Origin of the sequence: Marisediminicola sp. LYQ134, assembly GCF_046599635.1 — a bacterium.
In the GTDB taxonomy this organism is placed as follows: domain Bacteria; phylum Actinomycetota; class Actinomycetes; order Actinomycetales; family Microbacteriaceae; genus Marisediminicola.
In genome coordinates, this window is the sequence record NZ_JBKIWP010000001.1 from 1,202,810 (window position 1) to 1,217,815 (window position 15,006).

Annotated in this window: 15 protein-coding genes and 1 tRNA gene; 3 read left to right on the forward strand and 13 right to left on the reverse strand. The window is 69.3% G+C overall.

Annotated elements, in window-relative coordinates; translation table 11 throughout:
- Positions 1-31: 31 nt before the first annotated feature.
- The 3 genes from ACLHIH_RS05745 to ACLHIH_RS05755 all read right to left on the reverse strand — a co-directional run bounded on the left by ACLHIH_RS05745 (position 32) and on the right by ACLHIH_RS05755 (position 2,916).
- A tRNA-Pro gene (locus tag ACLHIH_RS05745) sits at positions 32-105 on the reverse strand.
- 114 nt (positions 106-219) lie between these two features.
- Positions 220-2,289: a bifunctional metallophosphatase/5'-nucleotidase gene (locus tag ACLHIH_RS05750; protein WP_411315738.1), complete on the reverse strand. Its 2,070-nt coding sequence runs from the start codon at positions 2,287-2,289 to the stop codon at positions 220-222.
- 138 nt (positions 2,290-2,427) lie between these two features.
- The gene (locus tag ACLHIH_RS05755; protein WP_411315739.1) at positions 2,428-2,916 is read right to left on the reverse strand and encodes an NUDIX domain-containing protein; all 489 of its coding nucleotides are present in this window, start codon (positions 2,914-2,916) and stop codon (positions 2,428-2,430) included.
- Between the two features lie 199 nt (positions 2,917-3,115).
- On the opposite strand from ACLHIH_RS05755, the gene ACLHIH_RS05760 reads away from it, so the two are divergent.
- A complete protein-coding gene (locus ACLHIH_RS05760; protein ID WP_411315740.1) occupies positions 3,116-3,853 on the forward strand; it encodes a glucose 1-dehydrogenase in 738 nt (245 codons plus the stop codon).
- Positions 3,854-3,970: 117 nt separating this feature from the next.
- Positions 3,971-4,543 (forward strand): TetR/AcrR family transcriptional regulator, encoded by a 573-nt coding sequence (locus ACLHIH_RS05765; protein ID WP_411315741.1) that lies wholly within the window; start codon positions 3,971-3,973, stop codon positions 4,541-4,543.
- Positions 4,544-4,677: 134 nt separating this feature from the next.
- Here the strand turns inward: ACLHIH_RS05765 and der are convergent, their stop codons facing one another.
- The 4 genes from der to ACLHIH_RS05785 all read right to left on the reverse strand — a co-directional run bounded on the left by der (position 4,678) and on the right by ACLHIH_RS05785 (position 9,292).
- Positions 4,678-6,201, reverse strand: coding sequence for a ribosome biogenesis GTPase Der (der, locus tag ACLHIH_RS05770; protein WP_411315742.1), 1,524 nt, complete (start codon positions 6,199-6,201; stop codon positions 4,678-4,680).
- A 223-nt stretch (positions 6,202-6,424) separates the two neighbouring features.
- Positions 6,425-7,168: a MerR family transcriptional regulator gene (locus ACLHIH_RS05775; protein ID WP_411315743.1), complete on the reverse strand. Its 744-nt coding sequence runs from the start codon at positions 7,166-7,168 to the stop codon at positions 6,425-6,427.
- A complete protein-coding gene (locus ACLHIH_RS05780; protein ID WP_411315744.1) occupies positions 7,165-8,370 on the reverse strand; it encodes an MFS transporter in 1,206 nt (401 codons plus the stop codon). The genes ACLHIH_RS05775 and ACLHIH_RS05780 overlap by 4 nt, the downstream gene beginning before the upstream one ends.
- A 70-nt stretch (positions 8,371-8,440) precedes the next feature.
- Positions 8,441-9,292 carry a class I SAM-dependent methyltransferase gene (locus ACLHIH_RS05785; protein WP_411315745.1) on the reverse strand — a complete coding sequence of 284 codons (852 nt, stop codon included), beginning with the start codon at positions 9,290-9,292 and terminating at the stop codon, positions 8,441-8,443.
- 155 nt (positions 9,293-9,447) lie between these two features.
- Between ACLHIH_RS05785 and ACLHIH_RS05790 the strand changes: the two genes are divergently transcribed.
- Entirely contained in the window at positions 9,448-10,035 is a 588-nt protein-coding gene (locus ACLHIH_RS05790; RefSeq protein WP_411315746.1) for a hypothetical protein, read from the forward strand.
- Here the strand turns inward: ACLHIH_RS05790 and cmk are convergent.
- From cmk to ACLHIH_RS05820, 6 genes are all read right to left on the reverse strand, one after another.
- Entirely contained in the window at positions 10,032-10,691 is a 660-nt protein-coding gene (gene cmk, locus ACLHIH_RS05795) for a (d)CMP kinase (protein WP_411315747.1), read from the reverse strand. The two genes, ACLHIH_RS05790 and cmk, sit on opposite strands and share 4 nt — an antisense overlap.
- Entirely contained in the window at positions 10,688-11,779 is a 1,092-nt protein-coding gene (locus tag ACLHIH_RS05800) for a prephenate dehydrogenase (protein WP_411315748.1), read from the reverse strand. The genes cmk and ACLHIH_RS05800 overlap by 4 nt, the downstream gene beginning before the upstream one ends.
- Positions 11,772-12,527 (reverse strand): pseudouridine synthase, encoded by a 756-nt coding sequence (locus ACLHIH_RS05805; RefSeq protein ID WP_411316326.1) that lies wholly within the window; start codon positions 12,525-12,527, stop codon positions 11,772-11,774. The genes ACLHIH_RS05800 and ACLHIH_RS05805 overlap by 8 nt, the downstream gene beginning before the upstream one ends.
- A 133-nt stretch (positions 12,528-12,660) precedes the next feature.
- On the reverse strand, positions 12,661-13,257 hold the full coding sequence (scpB, locus tag ACLHIH_RS05810; protein ID WP_411315749.1) for an SMC-Scp complex subunit ScpB: 597 nt from the start codon (positions 13,255-13,257) through the stop codon (positions 12,661-12,663).
- Positions 13,247-14,107 carry a segregation and condensation protein A gene (locus ACLHIH_RS05815; RefSeq protein ID WP_411315750.1) on the reverse strand — a complete coding sequence of 287 codons (861 nt, stop codon included), beginning with the start codon at positions 14,105-14,107 and terminating at the stop codon, positions 13,247-13,249. The genes scpB and ACLHIH_RS05815 overlap by 11 nt, the downstream gene beginning before the upstream one ends.
- The gene (locus ACLHIH_RS05820) at positions 14,091-14,981 is read right to left on the reverse strand and encodes a ParA family protein (protein WP_411315751.1); all 891 of its coding nucleotides are present in this window, start codon (positions 14,979-14,981) and stop codon (positions 14,091-14,093) included. Before ACLHIH_RS05820 ends, ACLHIH_RS05815 begins: the two co-directional genes overlap by 17 nt.
- Positions 14,982-15,006: the final 25 nt, after the last annotated feature.

The window sequence follows — 15,006 nt, forward strand, 5'->3', positions numbered from 1 at the left end:
CCGCGTCATCCGCGGCCCTCTTCGTCATCTGTCGGGCTGACAGGATTTGAACCTGCGACCCCTTGACCCCCAGTCAAGTGCGCTACCAAGCTGCGCCACAGCCCGTGACTTGTGCTGCGCTTGCGCGCGGCACCGAGAGACAATCCTAGCGGGTCGCGCGGGTGGCGACATCCACTCCGGAGAGCGGATGTCGCCACCGCGCGACCGACAGCGAGGCCGCTACTCGGTCATGCGTGCTCGACGGCGCGCGAAGCCGAAGGCCGACAGGCCCAGACCGGCGACGAGAAGCGCGAGGGCGGGAACGAGGAGTCCTGACGTCGACGCACCCGTGTAGGCGAGGTCGTCGGCGTCGGAGCCCGACGCCGGCGCGGTGTCTCCGTCCGAGCCCACGCCCGAATCGTCGCCCGCACCGGGCGCTCCCGCTCCGTCGTCACCGGAACCGGGGGCGGTCACGGGCGGGTCAGTCGGGTCCGTCGGGTCCGTCGGGTCCGTCGGGTCGACGGCGAGCGGCGCCGTGATAAGGCTCCAGTTCTCGACGAAGAAGTCGGCGGGGTCGATGTTGTTGGCGCTCGCCCACTCGATGAGAAGCTGACGGATCTCGAGGCGCTCGTCGTAGACGACGGGAGCGTCGGCGATCGCGGGGTAGCCGCTTCCGCCGCTCTGGCGGTAGTTGTTCACGGCCATGACGAACTCGTCGTCGTCGGCGATCGGCGTTCCGTCGGGCATCTCGAGACCGGTGATGCGTGAGCCGACCGGCTGCGAGATGTCTATCGTGTAGTTCACGCCCGAAAGCACATCGTAGGCGTAGTCGGGGATGTCGTTCGCGTTCGTTCCCGTCTCGGGGTCGAACTCCGCTCCCTCCTCCACCTGGCTGAAGTAGCGCGCCGAATACTCGAGGTACTCCCGCACCTCGGCGCCCGTCATCCGCACGCCCAGGAGCGTGTTCTCGTAGATGTAGAGCCCCGCGATGTCGCGGATGGTCACCTCACCCTCGGGAAAGACGGCGGTGCGCGAGAACGGCGACGCTTGCGAGATCACCGGGAGGTCGGCGAACTCGGTGTCGGCGAGGCCCGCCTCGACCGTCTCCGACTGCACGTTGTTGATGAAGTCGATGATCGCGGTGTCTTCGTAGCGCGATGTCGTGGCTGGGAGTTCGGTCACGGATGTCGCCACCGCCGTGTTCACGTAGTCGATCGCCGTCTGGTGCTGCGCTCCCACCGCGTCGACGACCGCTTCGCTCTCCGTCGCGATCTCGGTGCCGTCTCGCTTCTCGACCGTCGGGGCGAAACCCTCGCTCCAGTCGACGTCGAGTCCGCCCTCGGTGTCGTTCACGAGATTGAGCGTGACCTCGGAGACGCTGCCGGCCCAGTAGCGCGGCTGGGTGATGAGCACCTGCTCGCCCGCGACGTTGGTGACGACATCCTGAGGCACATCCTGGTGCGAGTGCCCGGCGACGAGCAGGTCGATGCCCGGGACAAGGCGCGCGATGTTGCCCGCGACGTCTTCTTCGAGCAGCGCGGGGTCGTATCCCTCGTCTGCCACGTCGCCCTGGCCGGTGTGCGCGAGCACGACGACGACGTCGGCCTGCTCGGCGATCTCCGGAACCCACTGCTGCGCGGTCTCGACCATGTCGCGGAACTCGAGAACGCCGTCGACGTACTGCTTGTCCCACACGCGCACGCCCGGGGTCACGAGGCCGAGCACCCCGACGGTCACGTCGACGCCGTCGATCGTGCGCTCGACGAGGTCGTAGGGCTCGTGGTACGGCTCCCCCGTGGCCACGTCGATCACGTTGGCGCCGAGCATCGACGCGTCGAGATCGCCCTCGTACGCGTCGAGCAGGTCGAGGCCGTAGTTGTACTCGTGGTTGCCGACCGTGGTCGCGTCGTAGCCGATCGCGTTGAAGGCCGACGCGACCGGATGTGTCGTGGTGCCGTCGAGCACGCCGTCGCGTCCATCACCGAGACCGTAGTAATAGGTGAGGGGGGTGCCCTGGAGAGCATCGCCGTTGTCGACGACGAGCACCGACTCGTCGCCCTTCTCCGCCCGGGCCGCCTCGACCGCGGTGCCGACGCGAGTGAGACCGAGGGTCTCGTCGGTGTCGTAGGGCGCGTTGCGGAAGTAGTCCCAGTCGAAGACGTGACCGTGGGTGTCGGTCGTCGCCATGACGGTCAGTTCGATCGGTTCACCGGGGTCACCGGGGGCCGCGAAGGCGGCCGACGCGGGGAGGGCGAGGGTCAGCGTGAGACAAGCGAGAGCAGCGGTGCTCGCGGCGCGGGAACGGCGCATGGAAGTCCTGTCGAGAGAGGAAAGGGGGTACGACGGCGACGGTACGGGGTACATGTGAACGGCACGTTACGAGGGGCGCTCATGTTGTGTTCGCGGTCGCCTCAACCGTCGGCGCCGCCGCTCGTGCAGCTCGGCGCGTCAGCGAAGCCGCTCACGCAAGACGGGCCACGCGTCGGCGAAGCCGGGGTGCAGCGGCAGCGCGTCGACCTCCGAGACAGCGACCCAGCGCAGCTCGGCGCTCTCGGCATCCGCGATCACAGGCTCGAACTCGTCCATCGCCTCGACGACGACGGTCGTGTACGACCAGAACCCGAGGTCGAGCACCGACGTGTCGATCACGCGCAGAAGCTCGCTCGGAACGGTCGCCTCCTCCGCAGCCTCGCGCATCGCCGCGGCATCCGCCGACTCCCCCTGTTTGCGTGCGCCGCCGGGGAGTCCCCAGGTGCCCCCGAAATGACTCCACGACACCCGGTGCTGAAGCAGGATGCCGAGCGAGCGGTGCCACACGAGCAGCCCGGCCGCTCCGAACCGGCCCCAGTACCGCGTGCCGTCTGGCGCCTCGACCCAGGCGTCGCCCGGGTCGCGCAAGTGGGCGGGCACGTGCGGCGGCCTCGACTGATCGGTCATCACCCCAGCATGCACCGTGCGCCCGCCCGCGGCCGGGGAACGCGCCCGCCGCGCCCCTCCGGCGCGGCCCGTCCGGCGCCGCATCGCTCGAGCCTCATTGCCCGCGCTAATCGACACCTGTAGAATAGAACGATCGGATGCGCGGCACTGGCCAACGAGGGCGGCGCCGACGCACACATCCCGAACGAAGGAGAACCCCATGGCTCGAGTCAACGAGAAAGTCGTGCTCATCAGCGGCGGCGCCCGCGGAATGGGCGCAGCCCATGTGCGCCTGCTCGTCGCGGAAGGCGCGAAGGTCGTGATCGGCGACATCCTCGACGAGGAGGGAACCGCTCTCGCCGCCGAGATCGGACCCGACGCGCAGTTCATCCACCTCGACGTGACCAAGCTCGAAGACTGGCAGGCCGCCGTCGACCTCGCCGTCGACGAATACGGTTCGCTCGACGTGCTCATCAACAACGCCGGCATCGCCAACTTCGCCCCCATCGGCGAGTACACCGTCGACGCGTGGAACACGATCATCGCCATCAACCTCACGGGCGTGTTCCTCGGCATCACCGCCGCGACGCCCGCCATCACCAAGTCGAAGGCCGGGTCGATCATCAACATCTCGTCGACCGCGGGCATCCAGGGCTACGAGGCCCTCCCCGGCTACACCGCCGCCAAGTTCGGCGTTCGCGGGCTCACGAAGTCGGCGGCGCTCGACCTCGGAAAGCACAACGTGCGCGTCAACTCGGTGCACCCCGGCGTGATCAAGACACCCATGACGGCCGAGCTCGAGCAAGACCAGCGCCACACCGCCCTCAACCGCGCGGGCGAGCCCGACGAGGTGTCGCAGCTCATCCTCTTCCTCGCGAGCGACGAGTCGAGCTTCTCCACGGGAGCCGAGTTCATCGTCGACGGCGGAGAGACCGCGGGGCTCGCGCACCACGCGTAGCGTCTCGCGCGTTCCGAGCGCGTAGCGTGACACCCTGAGCCCGCCGACACACCGTCGGCGGGTTCAGCGATTTCCGCGAAAGGTGCAATCTCAGTGAGCGACCCGGTCGAACCCCGCATGGCTCGAACGCGAGCGAGCCTCACCGCCGCCCTCCACGGGCTCCTCGCCGTCGAACGGCTCGACGACATCACGGTGTCGGCCCTGTGCCGCGAGGCGAACGTGCACCGCACCACGTTCTACGGGCACTTCTCCGACGTGGGCGAGTTCGCGGCATCCGTGTTCGTGCGTGAACTCGACGACATCGCTCGCGTCGACATCGACCCCGCAGCGGATGACGCGGTCGAAACCGTGCGCGCCGCCTATGCCGAGTCGCTCACGAACCTTCTCGAGCACGTCGCCGCCGAACGCTCCGCGTATCGCACCCTCTTCGCGTCCACCATCGGTGCGCGTCTGCGCACCGCGCTCACCGAGCGCCTACGCGAACGCGCTCTCGTGGCGATGACGGTGTGGGAGAGCAAGGGCGTCGCAACGACGATCGACAACGCCGCGGCATCCGCCTACATCGCCGGAGGTCTCGTGGGGTCGATCGAGCACTGGGTGGTGCGCGACGGCGCGACCGACGACGACGCACACGACTATTCGGCGACGGTGCTTCAGCTCATGCCCGCCTGGTGGCCTCGCCCGGCGTAGCCCGGCCCGGACAGGTCTGCGCACCGCCGATGCGCCGCTCGATTCGGCGTCCGCCGCGCATAGTGCAACGGCGGACGCCGAAATGGGCGGCGGATGTGCTCAGAGATCGCCGGGCTACGCCGCCCGGCGAGCACCTACGTGCGCTTGCGCTTCTCCCGCACGCGCATGTTGACGTTGATGGGGCTCCCCTGGAAGCCGAAGATCTCGCGCAGTCGACGCGTGATGAAGCGGCGGTAGCCCGGGTCGAGGAACCCGGTGGTGAAGAGCACGAAAGTCGGCGGGCGGATCGCCGCTTGTGTTCCGAAGAGGATGCGCGGTTGCTTGCCGCCGCGCAGAGGGTGCGGGTGCTCGGCCGCGAGTTCCGCCACGAGGGCGTTGAACTTGCCGGTCGGGATGCGGGTGTCCCACGACTCGAGCGCGACCTCGAGTGCGGGCACGAGCTTCTCGAGGTGACGGCCGGTCTTCGCCGAGATGTTGACGCGGGGCGCCCACGCCACGTGCGCGAGATCCTGCTCGTATTCGCGCTCGAGGTAGCGACGACGGTCGTCGTCCATGAGGTCCCACTTGTTGAAGGCGAGCACGAGCGCGCGGCCCGATTCGAGCACGAGGTCGATGATGCGCACATCCTGCTCGCTGATGACGTCGCTCACGTCGAGGACGACGATCGCGACCTCGGCCTTCTCGAGGGCGGCGCTCGTGCGCAGCGAGGCGTAGAAGTCGGCACCCTGGGCGAGGTTCATGCGGCGGCGGATTCCCGCGGTGTCGACGAAGCGCCACACCTTGCCAGCGATCTCCACTTGCTCGTCGACGGGGTCGCGCGTGGTTCCGGCGAGCTCGTTGACGACGACGCGCTCTTCACCGACGGCTTTGTTGAGCAGGCTCGACTTGCCGACGTTGGGGCGACCGAGGATGGCGACGCGGCGGGGCCCGCCGACCTCCTCCTTGGCGACCGCAGACACCTGGGGCAGCACGGTCATGATGTGGTCGAGCAGGTCGGCCACTCCCCTGCCGTGCAGGGCCGAGACCGGCCACGGCTGGCCGAGCCCGAGGCTCCACAGCACGGCGGCTTCGGGCTCCTGGCGGGTGTCGTCGACCTTGTTGGCCACGAGGATCACGGGCTTGTTGGTCGAGCGGAGCATGCGCACGACGTGCTCGTCGGTGGATGTCGCACCCACGTTCGCGTCAACGACGAAGAGCACGGCATCGGCGAGGTCCACCGCGATCTCGGCCTGTGCGGCGACAGACGCGTTGATGCCGCGAGCGTCGGGCTCCCACCCTCCGGTGTCGACCATGGTGAAGCGGCGGTCGCCGTACTCCGCCTTGTAGGTGACGCGGTCGCGCGTGACACCGGGGGTGTCTTGCACGACGGCCTCGCGACGACCGAGGATGCGGTTGACGAGAGCAGACTTGCCGACGTTGGGCCGCCCGACGATGGCGAGCACGGGAAGCGCGGGGAGGTACGTGACCGCGTCGGGATCGAAGTCGTCGGTGTCGAGAACATCGATGTCGTCGTCTTCGAGGTCGTAGTCGCTGAGCCCCGCGCGCAGGGTCGCGGCGCGCTGCTGGGCGGCTTCGTCGTCGAGGGAGGTGATGCGTTCGACGAGTTTGTCATCGATTTTCGGGTAGCTGTCGCGCTCGGCGTCGTCGTGGTCGGCCATGGCTGGATTCCTTGCGTTTGTGCGGAGCTCCCTCGACACGAACACGTGTGGGGAGAAGAAGAATGGGCACGCCAGAGAGGGGCGGCCCTGCGATTCTACCGTGAACCGCTTCCGACACCGCTGGGTGGCGGCGACCCCCGTCATCCGATGAGGCTCGACGTCCGTCCCTCCCCGCGCGGCAGCGCAGGGCAGCGCTCGGCCAGAGCGCCACACCACGGCGTGGTCAAAGCCCGTCGAGCAACCGATCGAGCACGGCGCTCTGCCGCGCGTTGAGGGCGAGCGCACGGTATTCGGCGGAGAGGGCCACGAAATCGGGCGCCTCGATCGCGGGTTCGGAGTCGGCCACCTCGACGATCGACCGCACGATCTCGCGACCGGCGGCGACGAAGGCCTCGACCTCGTCGTCGGGGGTCGTCGCGTCGAGCGATTCGAACCCCGATGCGAGTCGCGCCATCCCCGCCGCGAGCGCGGGCTCGGCCATCCGTTCGCTGAAGCGGCTGAGCGCGGCCCGACCGTCGTCGTCGATGAGGTGGTCGAGGAGAAGGGCCAGGTCGCGGTCGATTCGGGCGAGCGCCGTCGCGCTTCCGTACGCGGCCGCCGAGAGGGTCACGTATCCGGCGAGAGCGGGGGGCACATCCGGCGCGACGCGGGTCTCCCTCACCGCGGCGAGCGCGGCGCGCTGCTCGGTGAGCCGCGTGATCTGCGCTTCGAGCTCGGCATCGATCGCGTCGAGGCTCTCGTCGATGCTCCCCCGGTCGTCGACGTCGAGCATGCGAGGGATCTGGTCGAGAGCGAAGCCGAGAGAGGCGAGTCGGCGGATCCGGAGAACCGTCACGGCGTCCCGCACGTCGTAGTCGCGATATCCGTTCGCTCTCCTCTCGGGCTCGGGCAGGATTCCGATGCGGTGGTAGTGCCGCAGAGCGCGAACGCTCACACCCGTCATCCGGGCCAGGTCGCCGCTGTTCATCCCTGCTCCTCCGTCGGGGGTTCCAGAGTACGGAGCGCGGGCGACACGATGCCGAACACGCTCGTGACGACGATGAGCGCCGCGACGCCGAGTGCGGCGGCGTGCACGCCGAACCCCTCGGTCACCACCGCGACGGCCACGATTCCGAGGCCGGGGGCGACGGTGAGCGCGACGTTCTGCGTGCTCATGATCCGGCCGCGGAGGGCGTCGGGGATGCGCTCGATCATCAGCACACCGAGGAGGCTGCTGAAGAGGCCGCTTCCGAGCCCCGTGACCGACGCTCCGACGAAGATGACCGCGGGCGAGGCGAGCGTCGCGATGACTCCCATGCCGACGCTCAAGAGCGCGGCCCCCGTGACGAACCAGACCCGTCGTGGCACGCGCGAGTGCAGCCCCGCGTAGAGGCCGCTTCCGAGGAGCAGCCCCGCGGCGAGAGAGCTCAGCACGAACCCCAGGAGGTGCGGTTGCTCGGCCATCGTGAAGTAGACGGGGAGCACGAGCCCCTGGAGCCCGCTCAGCGCGACGGCCGCGAGCACGGTCAACACCGTCGTGGCGACGAGGAATCTCGAGCGGATGAGGGCGACGACGCCGTCACGCAATCGCGCGCGTTCGGCTGACACTCCTCGCCGCGCGCGCCTCGGGTCGCGCGGCAGGGTCAGGGTGACGACGGCCGCGAGGGCGGACGTTCCGGCCGTGATCCACAGCACCGAGGCGGGGTCGAGGAGCACGATGAGCGTCGCCGCGATCGCCGGTCCGATGAGCAGTACGACGGCGCCGAGCGATTCCCTGATGCCGACGAGTCGCTCGGCACCGAGGGCGCCGTCGCGCGCGATGACCGGGAGCATGGTCTCGCGCGCGGTCATCCCCGGGATGTCACCGAATGAGCCGATGACGGCGCTCGCGACGAACCATCCGAGCGAGAGCCCGATCGAGGCGTCGATGAGCGGGAGGGCGGCGAGCGATGCAGCGGAGACGATGTCGGTGAAGACGGAGACGAATCGGCGATCGAGACGGTCGATGACGACGCCCATGAGCAGACCCGCCACCGCTGCGGGCACCGCGCTCGCGAGGGCGACGGTTCCGGTGGCGAGGGCGCTGCCGGTGGTCTGGAGCACGAGCAGCGGCAGGGCGACAGCGGCGATCGAGTTGCCCAGCAGAGACAGGCCGTAGGAGAGGAGGTAGGAGAAGGAGATGTAACGCACAGTTCCAGTGGAAACCATGACGCAGCGTCGGGGTCAAGTGCCGGGTTCGCGCGTCGGGTCTCGCGCTGGACTAGCCGAGCGGCCGCCGCGCCACGATCGTGAAACTACACGGGAGAAGACGACGTTCGCCCTCGGGCCACGCGAAGTCGTCGCCGACCTCGACCATGCGCGGGGAGAATCTCCACGGCACGGTCGCGTGCTCGTCGAGGCGCAGAATCTGCAGGCCCGCGCCGATGAGGGAGTTCACGATCTCCGAGATCGGATGCGGCCACTCGTACGTGCGGGTATGCGCGACCGTTCCGTCGCCGGCATAGGTCGACGCGTCGTTCCACTCCTGGGCCCGCCCGTCGCCGAAGTAGGCGTAGCGCACGCGCAGATGGTCGGCGTTCTCGTCGATGCTGTAGAGCGCGGGTTGTCCGTCGCGGATGTAGAAGGTGCCTCCCCGGCGCAGGAGCGCGGCGACCTGCGCGGCCCACCGTTCGAGGTCGGGCAGCCACGTGATGGTTCCGATGCTCGTGTAGACAAGGTCGAAGTCTCCGGTCACCGCGGCACGGGCGTCGAGGACATCCGTCTCGACCCAGGTCACGTCGACTCCCAGCCGACGCGCGAGGGCTGCGGCAGACGTGAGAGCCCCCGACGAGAAGTCGACGCCCGTCACGCGCGCCCCCGCCCGCGCGAGGGAGACCGTGTCGGTGCCGATGTGGCACTGCAAGTGACAGACGTCGAGGGCCGAGACCGAGCCGCCGGGCAGGAACGGCTCGAGCGCCAGGAGGTCGGTGCGCACGACACTGCTCAGCGGGCTCGAATCGTCGAGACCGTCTACTCCGTAGGCCACCTCGTGAAGGGGCACCCGGTCTTCCCAGTTCGCGAGGTTCGCCGTTCGCGCCGACTCCCACTCGATATCCACACCGTCGTCAGCCATCCGGAGAGTCTACGAAACCGAACGGGCGATGACGCCGGTCGTGGGCGTGGGCGTGGGCGGAACTCGTTCGTTGGCAGTGTGGAGCTGTGGGGTCGATTTCAGCGTCCCCGTCGGTCCCGGGTGACTCTCACGCGAATGTCTGGGAGGGTCGTCCCGTGATCGACGACACTGCCCCCGCCACCGGATCCGAACCGACCTCCACGGCGCAGGACGCGCCGCCGCCGTTCGCCGACCCCAGACGCATCGGGGCGCTCGTCGGGCTCGTGGGCGCGTGTGTGTTCGTCTTCTCCTATACGGCGGGGTTCACCGATGCCCTGTCGGCTGCCGCACGCATCGTCGTCGTCGTCGCCTCGGTCGCCACACTGTGGTTCCTCTTCGGGTCCCCACGGGACCTCGGCCGGTTCGTGCCCGCCCGACGCTGGCAGATCGGGGTCTACCTGCTCGCCGTGGTGATCGAATTCGTGCTCATCGCCGTGGGGAGTCGCTGGTTGGGTTCGATCGGAGCCGCCGACCTTCGACCCGCGCTCATCGCGCTCGCGGTCGGATTGCACTTCATCCCGTTCGCGTGGGCGTTTGCCGAGCGCATGTTCTTCGTTCTGGGGGCGACGCTCGTCGCTCTCGGCGCCGTCGGTCTGCTCGTCGGCACGGCGACGGGCGCACTCGTCGCCGCGGTCACGTCCGGGGTCGTGATGGCGCTGGACGTTCTCGCCTACAGCCTCGGCATGTTCGCGCGGGGTCGCTAGTCGCGATCGACCGACCGCACGAGCTCGACGACCGCGGCGATGGTCTGCTCGAAGTCGAGGTCGGTCGAGTCGAGGAGGGTGACCCCGGGAGCCGCGTTCATGAAGTCGACGACGCGGGAGTCCTGCTTGTCTCGCGACGTGAGCTTCGCGGCCGACTGCTCCGCCGAGTCGCCGGTGAGTTCGGCGGCACGTCGGGCCTGGCGCGCCTCCTCGCTCGCCGTGAGGAGGATGCGCACGTCGGCGTCGGGGGCGACGACGGTCGTGATGTCCCGACCCTCGGTCACGATCCCCGGCCGGTCGGTCACCTGGATCGTCGTGCGGAAGAGCGCCACGAGGTAGGCCCTCACCTCGGGCACACGGGCGATCGCGCTCACGACGTCGGTCACGCGAGGCTCGCGGATCGCAGCCGTGACGTCGGTGCGTCCGACGAACACCGCGAGCGTCTCGGGGTCGATTCGGTAGTCGAACGAGTCGAGGGCCGCGATGACGGATGCCGCGTCATCCGTGTCCACTCCCCGGTCGAGCGCGTGCCACGCGAGAGCCCGATAGGCGGCGCCGGTGTCTTGGTACGCGAAGCCGAGCTCGCGCGCGGCAGCCTTGCTCACGCTCGACTTGCCGCTGCCCGCGGGCCCGTCGATCGCGACGACGACGCTCAACGGGTGCCCTCGGCGATGCGCCAGCCGCGCGACGAGAGCTCGTCGACGAGCCGCTGCTCGGCTTCGGGGAGCACCGAGATCTCGGCGAGCCCCACTTGGGCGCCGGGCGAGTGCTCGAGTCTGAGGTCTTCCATGTTCACGTTCGCTGCTCCGATTTCGGTCAGTAGGCGGGCGAGTTCGCCGGGGGTGTCGTCGACGAGCACGAGCAGTTGGCTGTAGCGCCGATCCTGACCGTGTTTGCCAGGGATAGCCGCGACCCCCGCGTTGCCCGCGGCGATCGTCTCGGCCACGAGCCGGCGGGCCCCGGGCGCGTCGGGCTCACCGAGCGCGCCGATGACCCGATCGAGGTCGTCACGGTAGGCGTGCAGGATGGGCGCGATCGCGTGGGCGTTGGCCCCGAGGATCTGCGTCCACAGCTCGGGCTCGCTCGACGCGATGCGGGTCGTGTCGCGCAGCCCCTGGCCGGCGAGGGCCACGGATGCCGCGCTCGCTCCCTGCAGCCTGCCCGCGAGCAGCGACGCCACGAGTTGGGGCACGTGCGACACGAGAGCGACAGACGCGTCGTGCTCGGCGGGGCTCATCTCGACGGGGACGGCACCGAGGTCGAGGATGAGGTCGTCGATGGGGGATCCGGCACGGTAGGTGATTGCGTCGTGGCCGGCGATGACCCACGGGCGGCCGAGGAAGAGGTCGGCGCGACCCGAGACGGCGCCGCCGCGCTCACGGCCGGCGAGAGGGTGCGAACCGATGTAGCGCGAGAGGTCGGCGCCCGACTCGCGCAGCTCGGCGAGGGGACCGGCTTTGACGCTCGCGACGTCGGTGACGATCGCGTCGGGGTGGGCGGCGAGCTCGGCGGCGACCACGCGGGCGGTCACGTCGGGCGGAACGCACACGACGACGAGCTGCGGTCGATCGTCGGCCTCGGCGCGACGCCCGGCCCCGTAGTCGATCGCGAGGCTCAGGTTGCCCGGCGACGCGTCGTCGAGGATCACGTCGATGCCTTTCGCGCGCAACCCGAGTCCGATGCTCGTGCCGAGGAGCCCCGATCCGACGACGCGCACGGGCCCGGTCAGGCGCGTGTCACTCATCGACGACCTCGTCCGCTGCCGCTCCCGACCGATCGCCGGCTCCCGCTTTCGCGGCGCGCGAGATCGTGAGCAGCTGCCCGTGCTCGGCCTTCGAGAGGTCGCGGATCTCGCCGATCCCGAGAGTGCCGAGGTGCAGGGGGCCGAACTGACGGCGCACGAGTTCGATCACGGGGTGCCCGACCGCGTCGAGCATGCGCCTCACGATGCGGTTGCGGCCGGAGTGCAGAGTGACCTCGACCATGCTCTGGCCGCGGGCGTCGACATCGAGGATGCGCACCTTGTCGGCGGCGATGGGGCCGTCGTCGAGGTCGATGCCGCGCGTGAGCTTCGCCACGGTCGCGGGCGTGATGCGCCCCTCGACCCGCGCGATGTAGGTCTTGAGCACACCGAACGACGGGTGCGCGAGCACGTGGGCGAGGTCGCCGTCGTTGGTGAGGATGAGCAGACCCGAGGTCTGCGCGTCGAGCCGGCCGACGTTGAAGAGGCGTTCCTCGAACTGCGACACGAATCGCGAGAGGTCGGGGCGACCGCGCTCGTCTTGCAGCGACGACACGATGCCCACGGGCTTGTTGAGCATGAGGTAGCGGCGCGAGGTGTCGAGCTGGATCGCCACCCCGTCGACCGACACGAGATCGGTCTCGTGCACGCGGCGCCCCGCCTCGGTCACCGTCTCGCCGTTGACCTCCACGCGACCCGCCGCGATGAGGTCTTCCGACACGCGCCGTGAGGCGACACCCGCGGCCGCCATGAGCTTCTGCAGGCGGATGCCGTCGTCCGCGGCATCCGCAGATTCCACGCGGGCGGCACGGGGCGGGCGGGCGGTCGCGGCCGCACCGTCGTCGTCGTCGAACCCCGTGTCGGCGGAGCCGGGAGTGGTGTTGTCAGCGTGCATCATCGAATCCGTCCGAACCGTCGGCGAGCAGGGGGGAGATGTGCGGCAACTCGTCGATCGAGTTGAGCCCCAGCTGGGTGAGGAGCACATCGGTGGTGGCGTAGTGGATCGAGCCGGTCTCGCTGTCGGTGAACGCCTCGGTGATGAGACCGCGACCGAGAAGTGTGCGCACGACCGAGTCGACGTTGACGGCGCGGATCGAAGCGATCGCGCCGCGGCTGATCGGCTGCTTGTAGGCGATGACCGCGAGGGTCTCGAGGGCCGCTTGCGACAGTTTGGTCGGCGACTGCGTGAGCACGAAGTCGCGCACGACGGCGTCGAACTCGTGGCGCACGTAGAAGCGCCAGCCGCCGCCGACCTCGCGCAGTTCGAAGCCGCGCTGGATGCCGCCGCCCGCCCCCTCGGCGTCGACGCCGTCGAAGTCGGCGACGAGGCGCGCGATCGCGGCGCGCACCTCGGCCACGGGAACGTCGAGGGCCGTCGCGAGGTGCACGACCGATTGCGGCTCGTCGGCGACCATGAGGATCGCCTCGATGCGGCGGTCGGTGAGGTTCGCGTCGACCAGGGGGTCGTGGTCAGTCGCCATAGTCCGCTCCCAGATTCGCGAGGCTGTCGCTCGACCAGTGTTCGGCGGTCCAGCGGATGGTGAGCTCGCCGAGCGGCTCGATCTGTTCGAACGCGACCGAGGCGCCGCGGTAGAGCTCGAGCACGGCGAGAAACCGGGCGACGACGACACCCTTCTCGACGGCGCCCGCGATGAGCTCGCGGAACGTCATCGGTTGGCCGCGGCGCAAGAGCGCGACGACGTGGCTCGCTTGCTCGCGGATGCTCACGAGGGGCGCGTGCAAGTGCTCGAGACCCACGCTCGGCACCTCGCGCGGGGTGAACGCGAGCACCGCGATGGCCGCGAAGTCGTCGGGGGTGATCGTCCACACGAGTTCGGGGGTCGTCTGCCGGAAGGTCTCTTCGAGCCGCACCGAGCGGAACCTCCGCGTCGCCTCGGCGTCGAAGCGCTCCGAGAACCACGCCGACGCCTCTTTGAAGGCGCGGTACTGCAGCAATCGGGCGAAGAGGAGGTCGCGCGCCTCGAGCAATGCGACGTCTTCGGCGTCGACGAGCTCGCCCTGAGGGAGCAGGCCCGCGACCTTGAGGTCGAGGAGTGTCGCGGCGACGACGAGGAACTCGCTCGCCTCGTCGAGCTCGTCGGCCGAATCGAGTCCGCGCAGGTAGGAGATGAACTCGTCGGTCACCCGACTGAGCGAGATCTCGGTGATGTCGAGCTCGTGTTTGCCGATGAGGGTCAGGAGGAGATCGAACGGACCGTTGAAGTTGCCGAGGCTCACCGAGAACCCGGCGTCGGCGGCATCCCCCGGGTCACCGCCCGGGAGCGGTCGCTCCCCCGCCACGACGACCTGCTCGTTACGCGACGGCGCCACGGGAGATGAGCTCGCGCGCGAACTGCAGGTAGGCGAGCGACGCCGCGTGCTCGGGCGCGAAGTCGAGGATCGGTCTCGCTGCGACGCTCGCGTCGGGAAACTTCACGGTCTTGCCGATGACGGTGTCGAACACCTCGTCGCCGAACCTCTCGACAGCCCGCTCGAGCACCTCGCGCGAGTGCAGCGTGCGCGCGTCGTACATGGTCGGGAGGATGCCGTCGAGGCGAAGCGCGGGGTTGAGTCGGTCTTTGACCTTCTCGATCGTCTCGACGAGCAGAGCGACTCCGCGGAGGGCGAAGAACTCGGTCTCGAGGGGGATGAGCACACCGTGCGCCGCGGTGAGGGCGTTGACGGTGAGGATGCCGAGCGACGGCTGGCAGTCGATGAGGATGACGTCGTACTCGTCGGACACCTGCCGCAGCACGCGCGCGAGGATCTGCTCGCGTGCGACCTCGTTGACGAGGTGCACTTCGGCGGCGGAGAGGTCGATGTTCGCGGGGATGACATGGAGTCCGGCGACGCTCGTCTCCTGGATCGCGTCGTGGGCGTCCTTGACGGTGCCGAGGAGGAGGTCGTAGATGTTGGGGCCGTCGTGGGTCTGCACTCCGAGGCCCGCGGAGAGCGCACCCTGGGGGTCGAAGTCGATCGCGAGCACGCGGCGCCCGTAGTGGGCGAGCGACGCCCCGAGGTTGATCGAGGTCGTGGTCTTGCCCACGCCGCCCTTCTGGTTGCAGAGCGAGATGATGCGGGCGGGGCCGTGCGCGGCGAGTGGTTCCGGAACGGCGAACTCCCGCGCGGGGCGACCGGTCGGCCCGAGCACGGGCCTTTCGAGTCCGTCGAGAACGGCGCTATCGGCCTTCTTCTTCGCTGTCATCCCGACATTCCTCACTGCTCGAGAC

What these genes read in the sequence shown, in the direction of transcription:
- ACLHIH_RS05755 (WP_411315739.1), bottom strand. Translation starts at nt 2,916, where the DNA reads ATGACCGATCAGTCGAGGCCGCCGCACGTGCCCGCCCACTTGCGCGAC.
- ACLHIH_RS05765 (WP_411315741.1), top strand. Translation starts at nt 3,971, where the DNA reads ATGGCTCGAACGCGAGCGAGCCTCACCGCCGCCCTCCACGGGCTCCTC.
- ACLHIH_RS05775 (WP_411315743.1), bottom strand. Translation starts at nt 7,168, where the DNA reads ATGAACAGCGGCGACCTGGCCCGGATGACGGGTGTGAGCGTTCGCGCT.
- ACLHIH_RS05805 (WP_411316326.1), bottom strand. Translation starts at nt 12,527, where the DNA reads ATGGCGGCCGCGGGTGTCGCCTCACGGCGCGTGTCGGAAGACCTCATC.
- ACLHIH_RS05760 (WP_411315740.1), top strand. Translation starts at nt 3,116, where the DNA reads ATGGCTCGAGTCAACGAGAAAGTCGTGCTCATCAGCGGCGGCGCCCGC.
- ACLHIH_RS05820 (WP_411315751.1), bottom strand. Translation starts at nt 14,981, where the DNA reads ATGACAGCGAAGAAGAAGGCCGATAGCGCCGTTCTCGACGGACTCGAA.
- ACLHIH_RS05800 (WP_411315748.1), bottom strand. Translation starts at nt 11,779, where the DNA reads ATGAGTGACACGCGCCTGACCGGGCCCGTGCGCGTCGTCGGATCGGGG.
- scpB (WP_411315749.1), bottom strand. Translation starts at nt 13,257, where the DNA reads ATGGCGACTGACCACGACCCCCTGGTCGACGCGAACCTCACCGACCGC.
- der (WP_411315742.1), bottom strand. Translation starts at nt 6,201, where the DNA reads ATGGCCGACCACGACGACGCCGAGCGCGACAGCTACCCGAAAATCGAT.
- ACLHIH_RS05785 (WP_411315745.1), bottom strand. Translation starts at nt 9,292, where the DNA reads ATGGCTGACGACGGTGTGGATATCGAGTGGGAGTCGGCGCGAACGGCG.
- ACLHIH_RS05750 (WP_411315738.1), bottom strand. Translation starts at nt 2,289, where the DNA reads ATGCGCCGTTCCCGCGCCGCGAGCACCGCTGCTCTCGCTTGTCTCACG.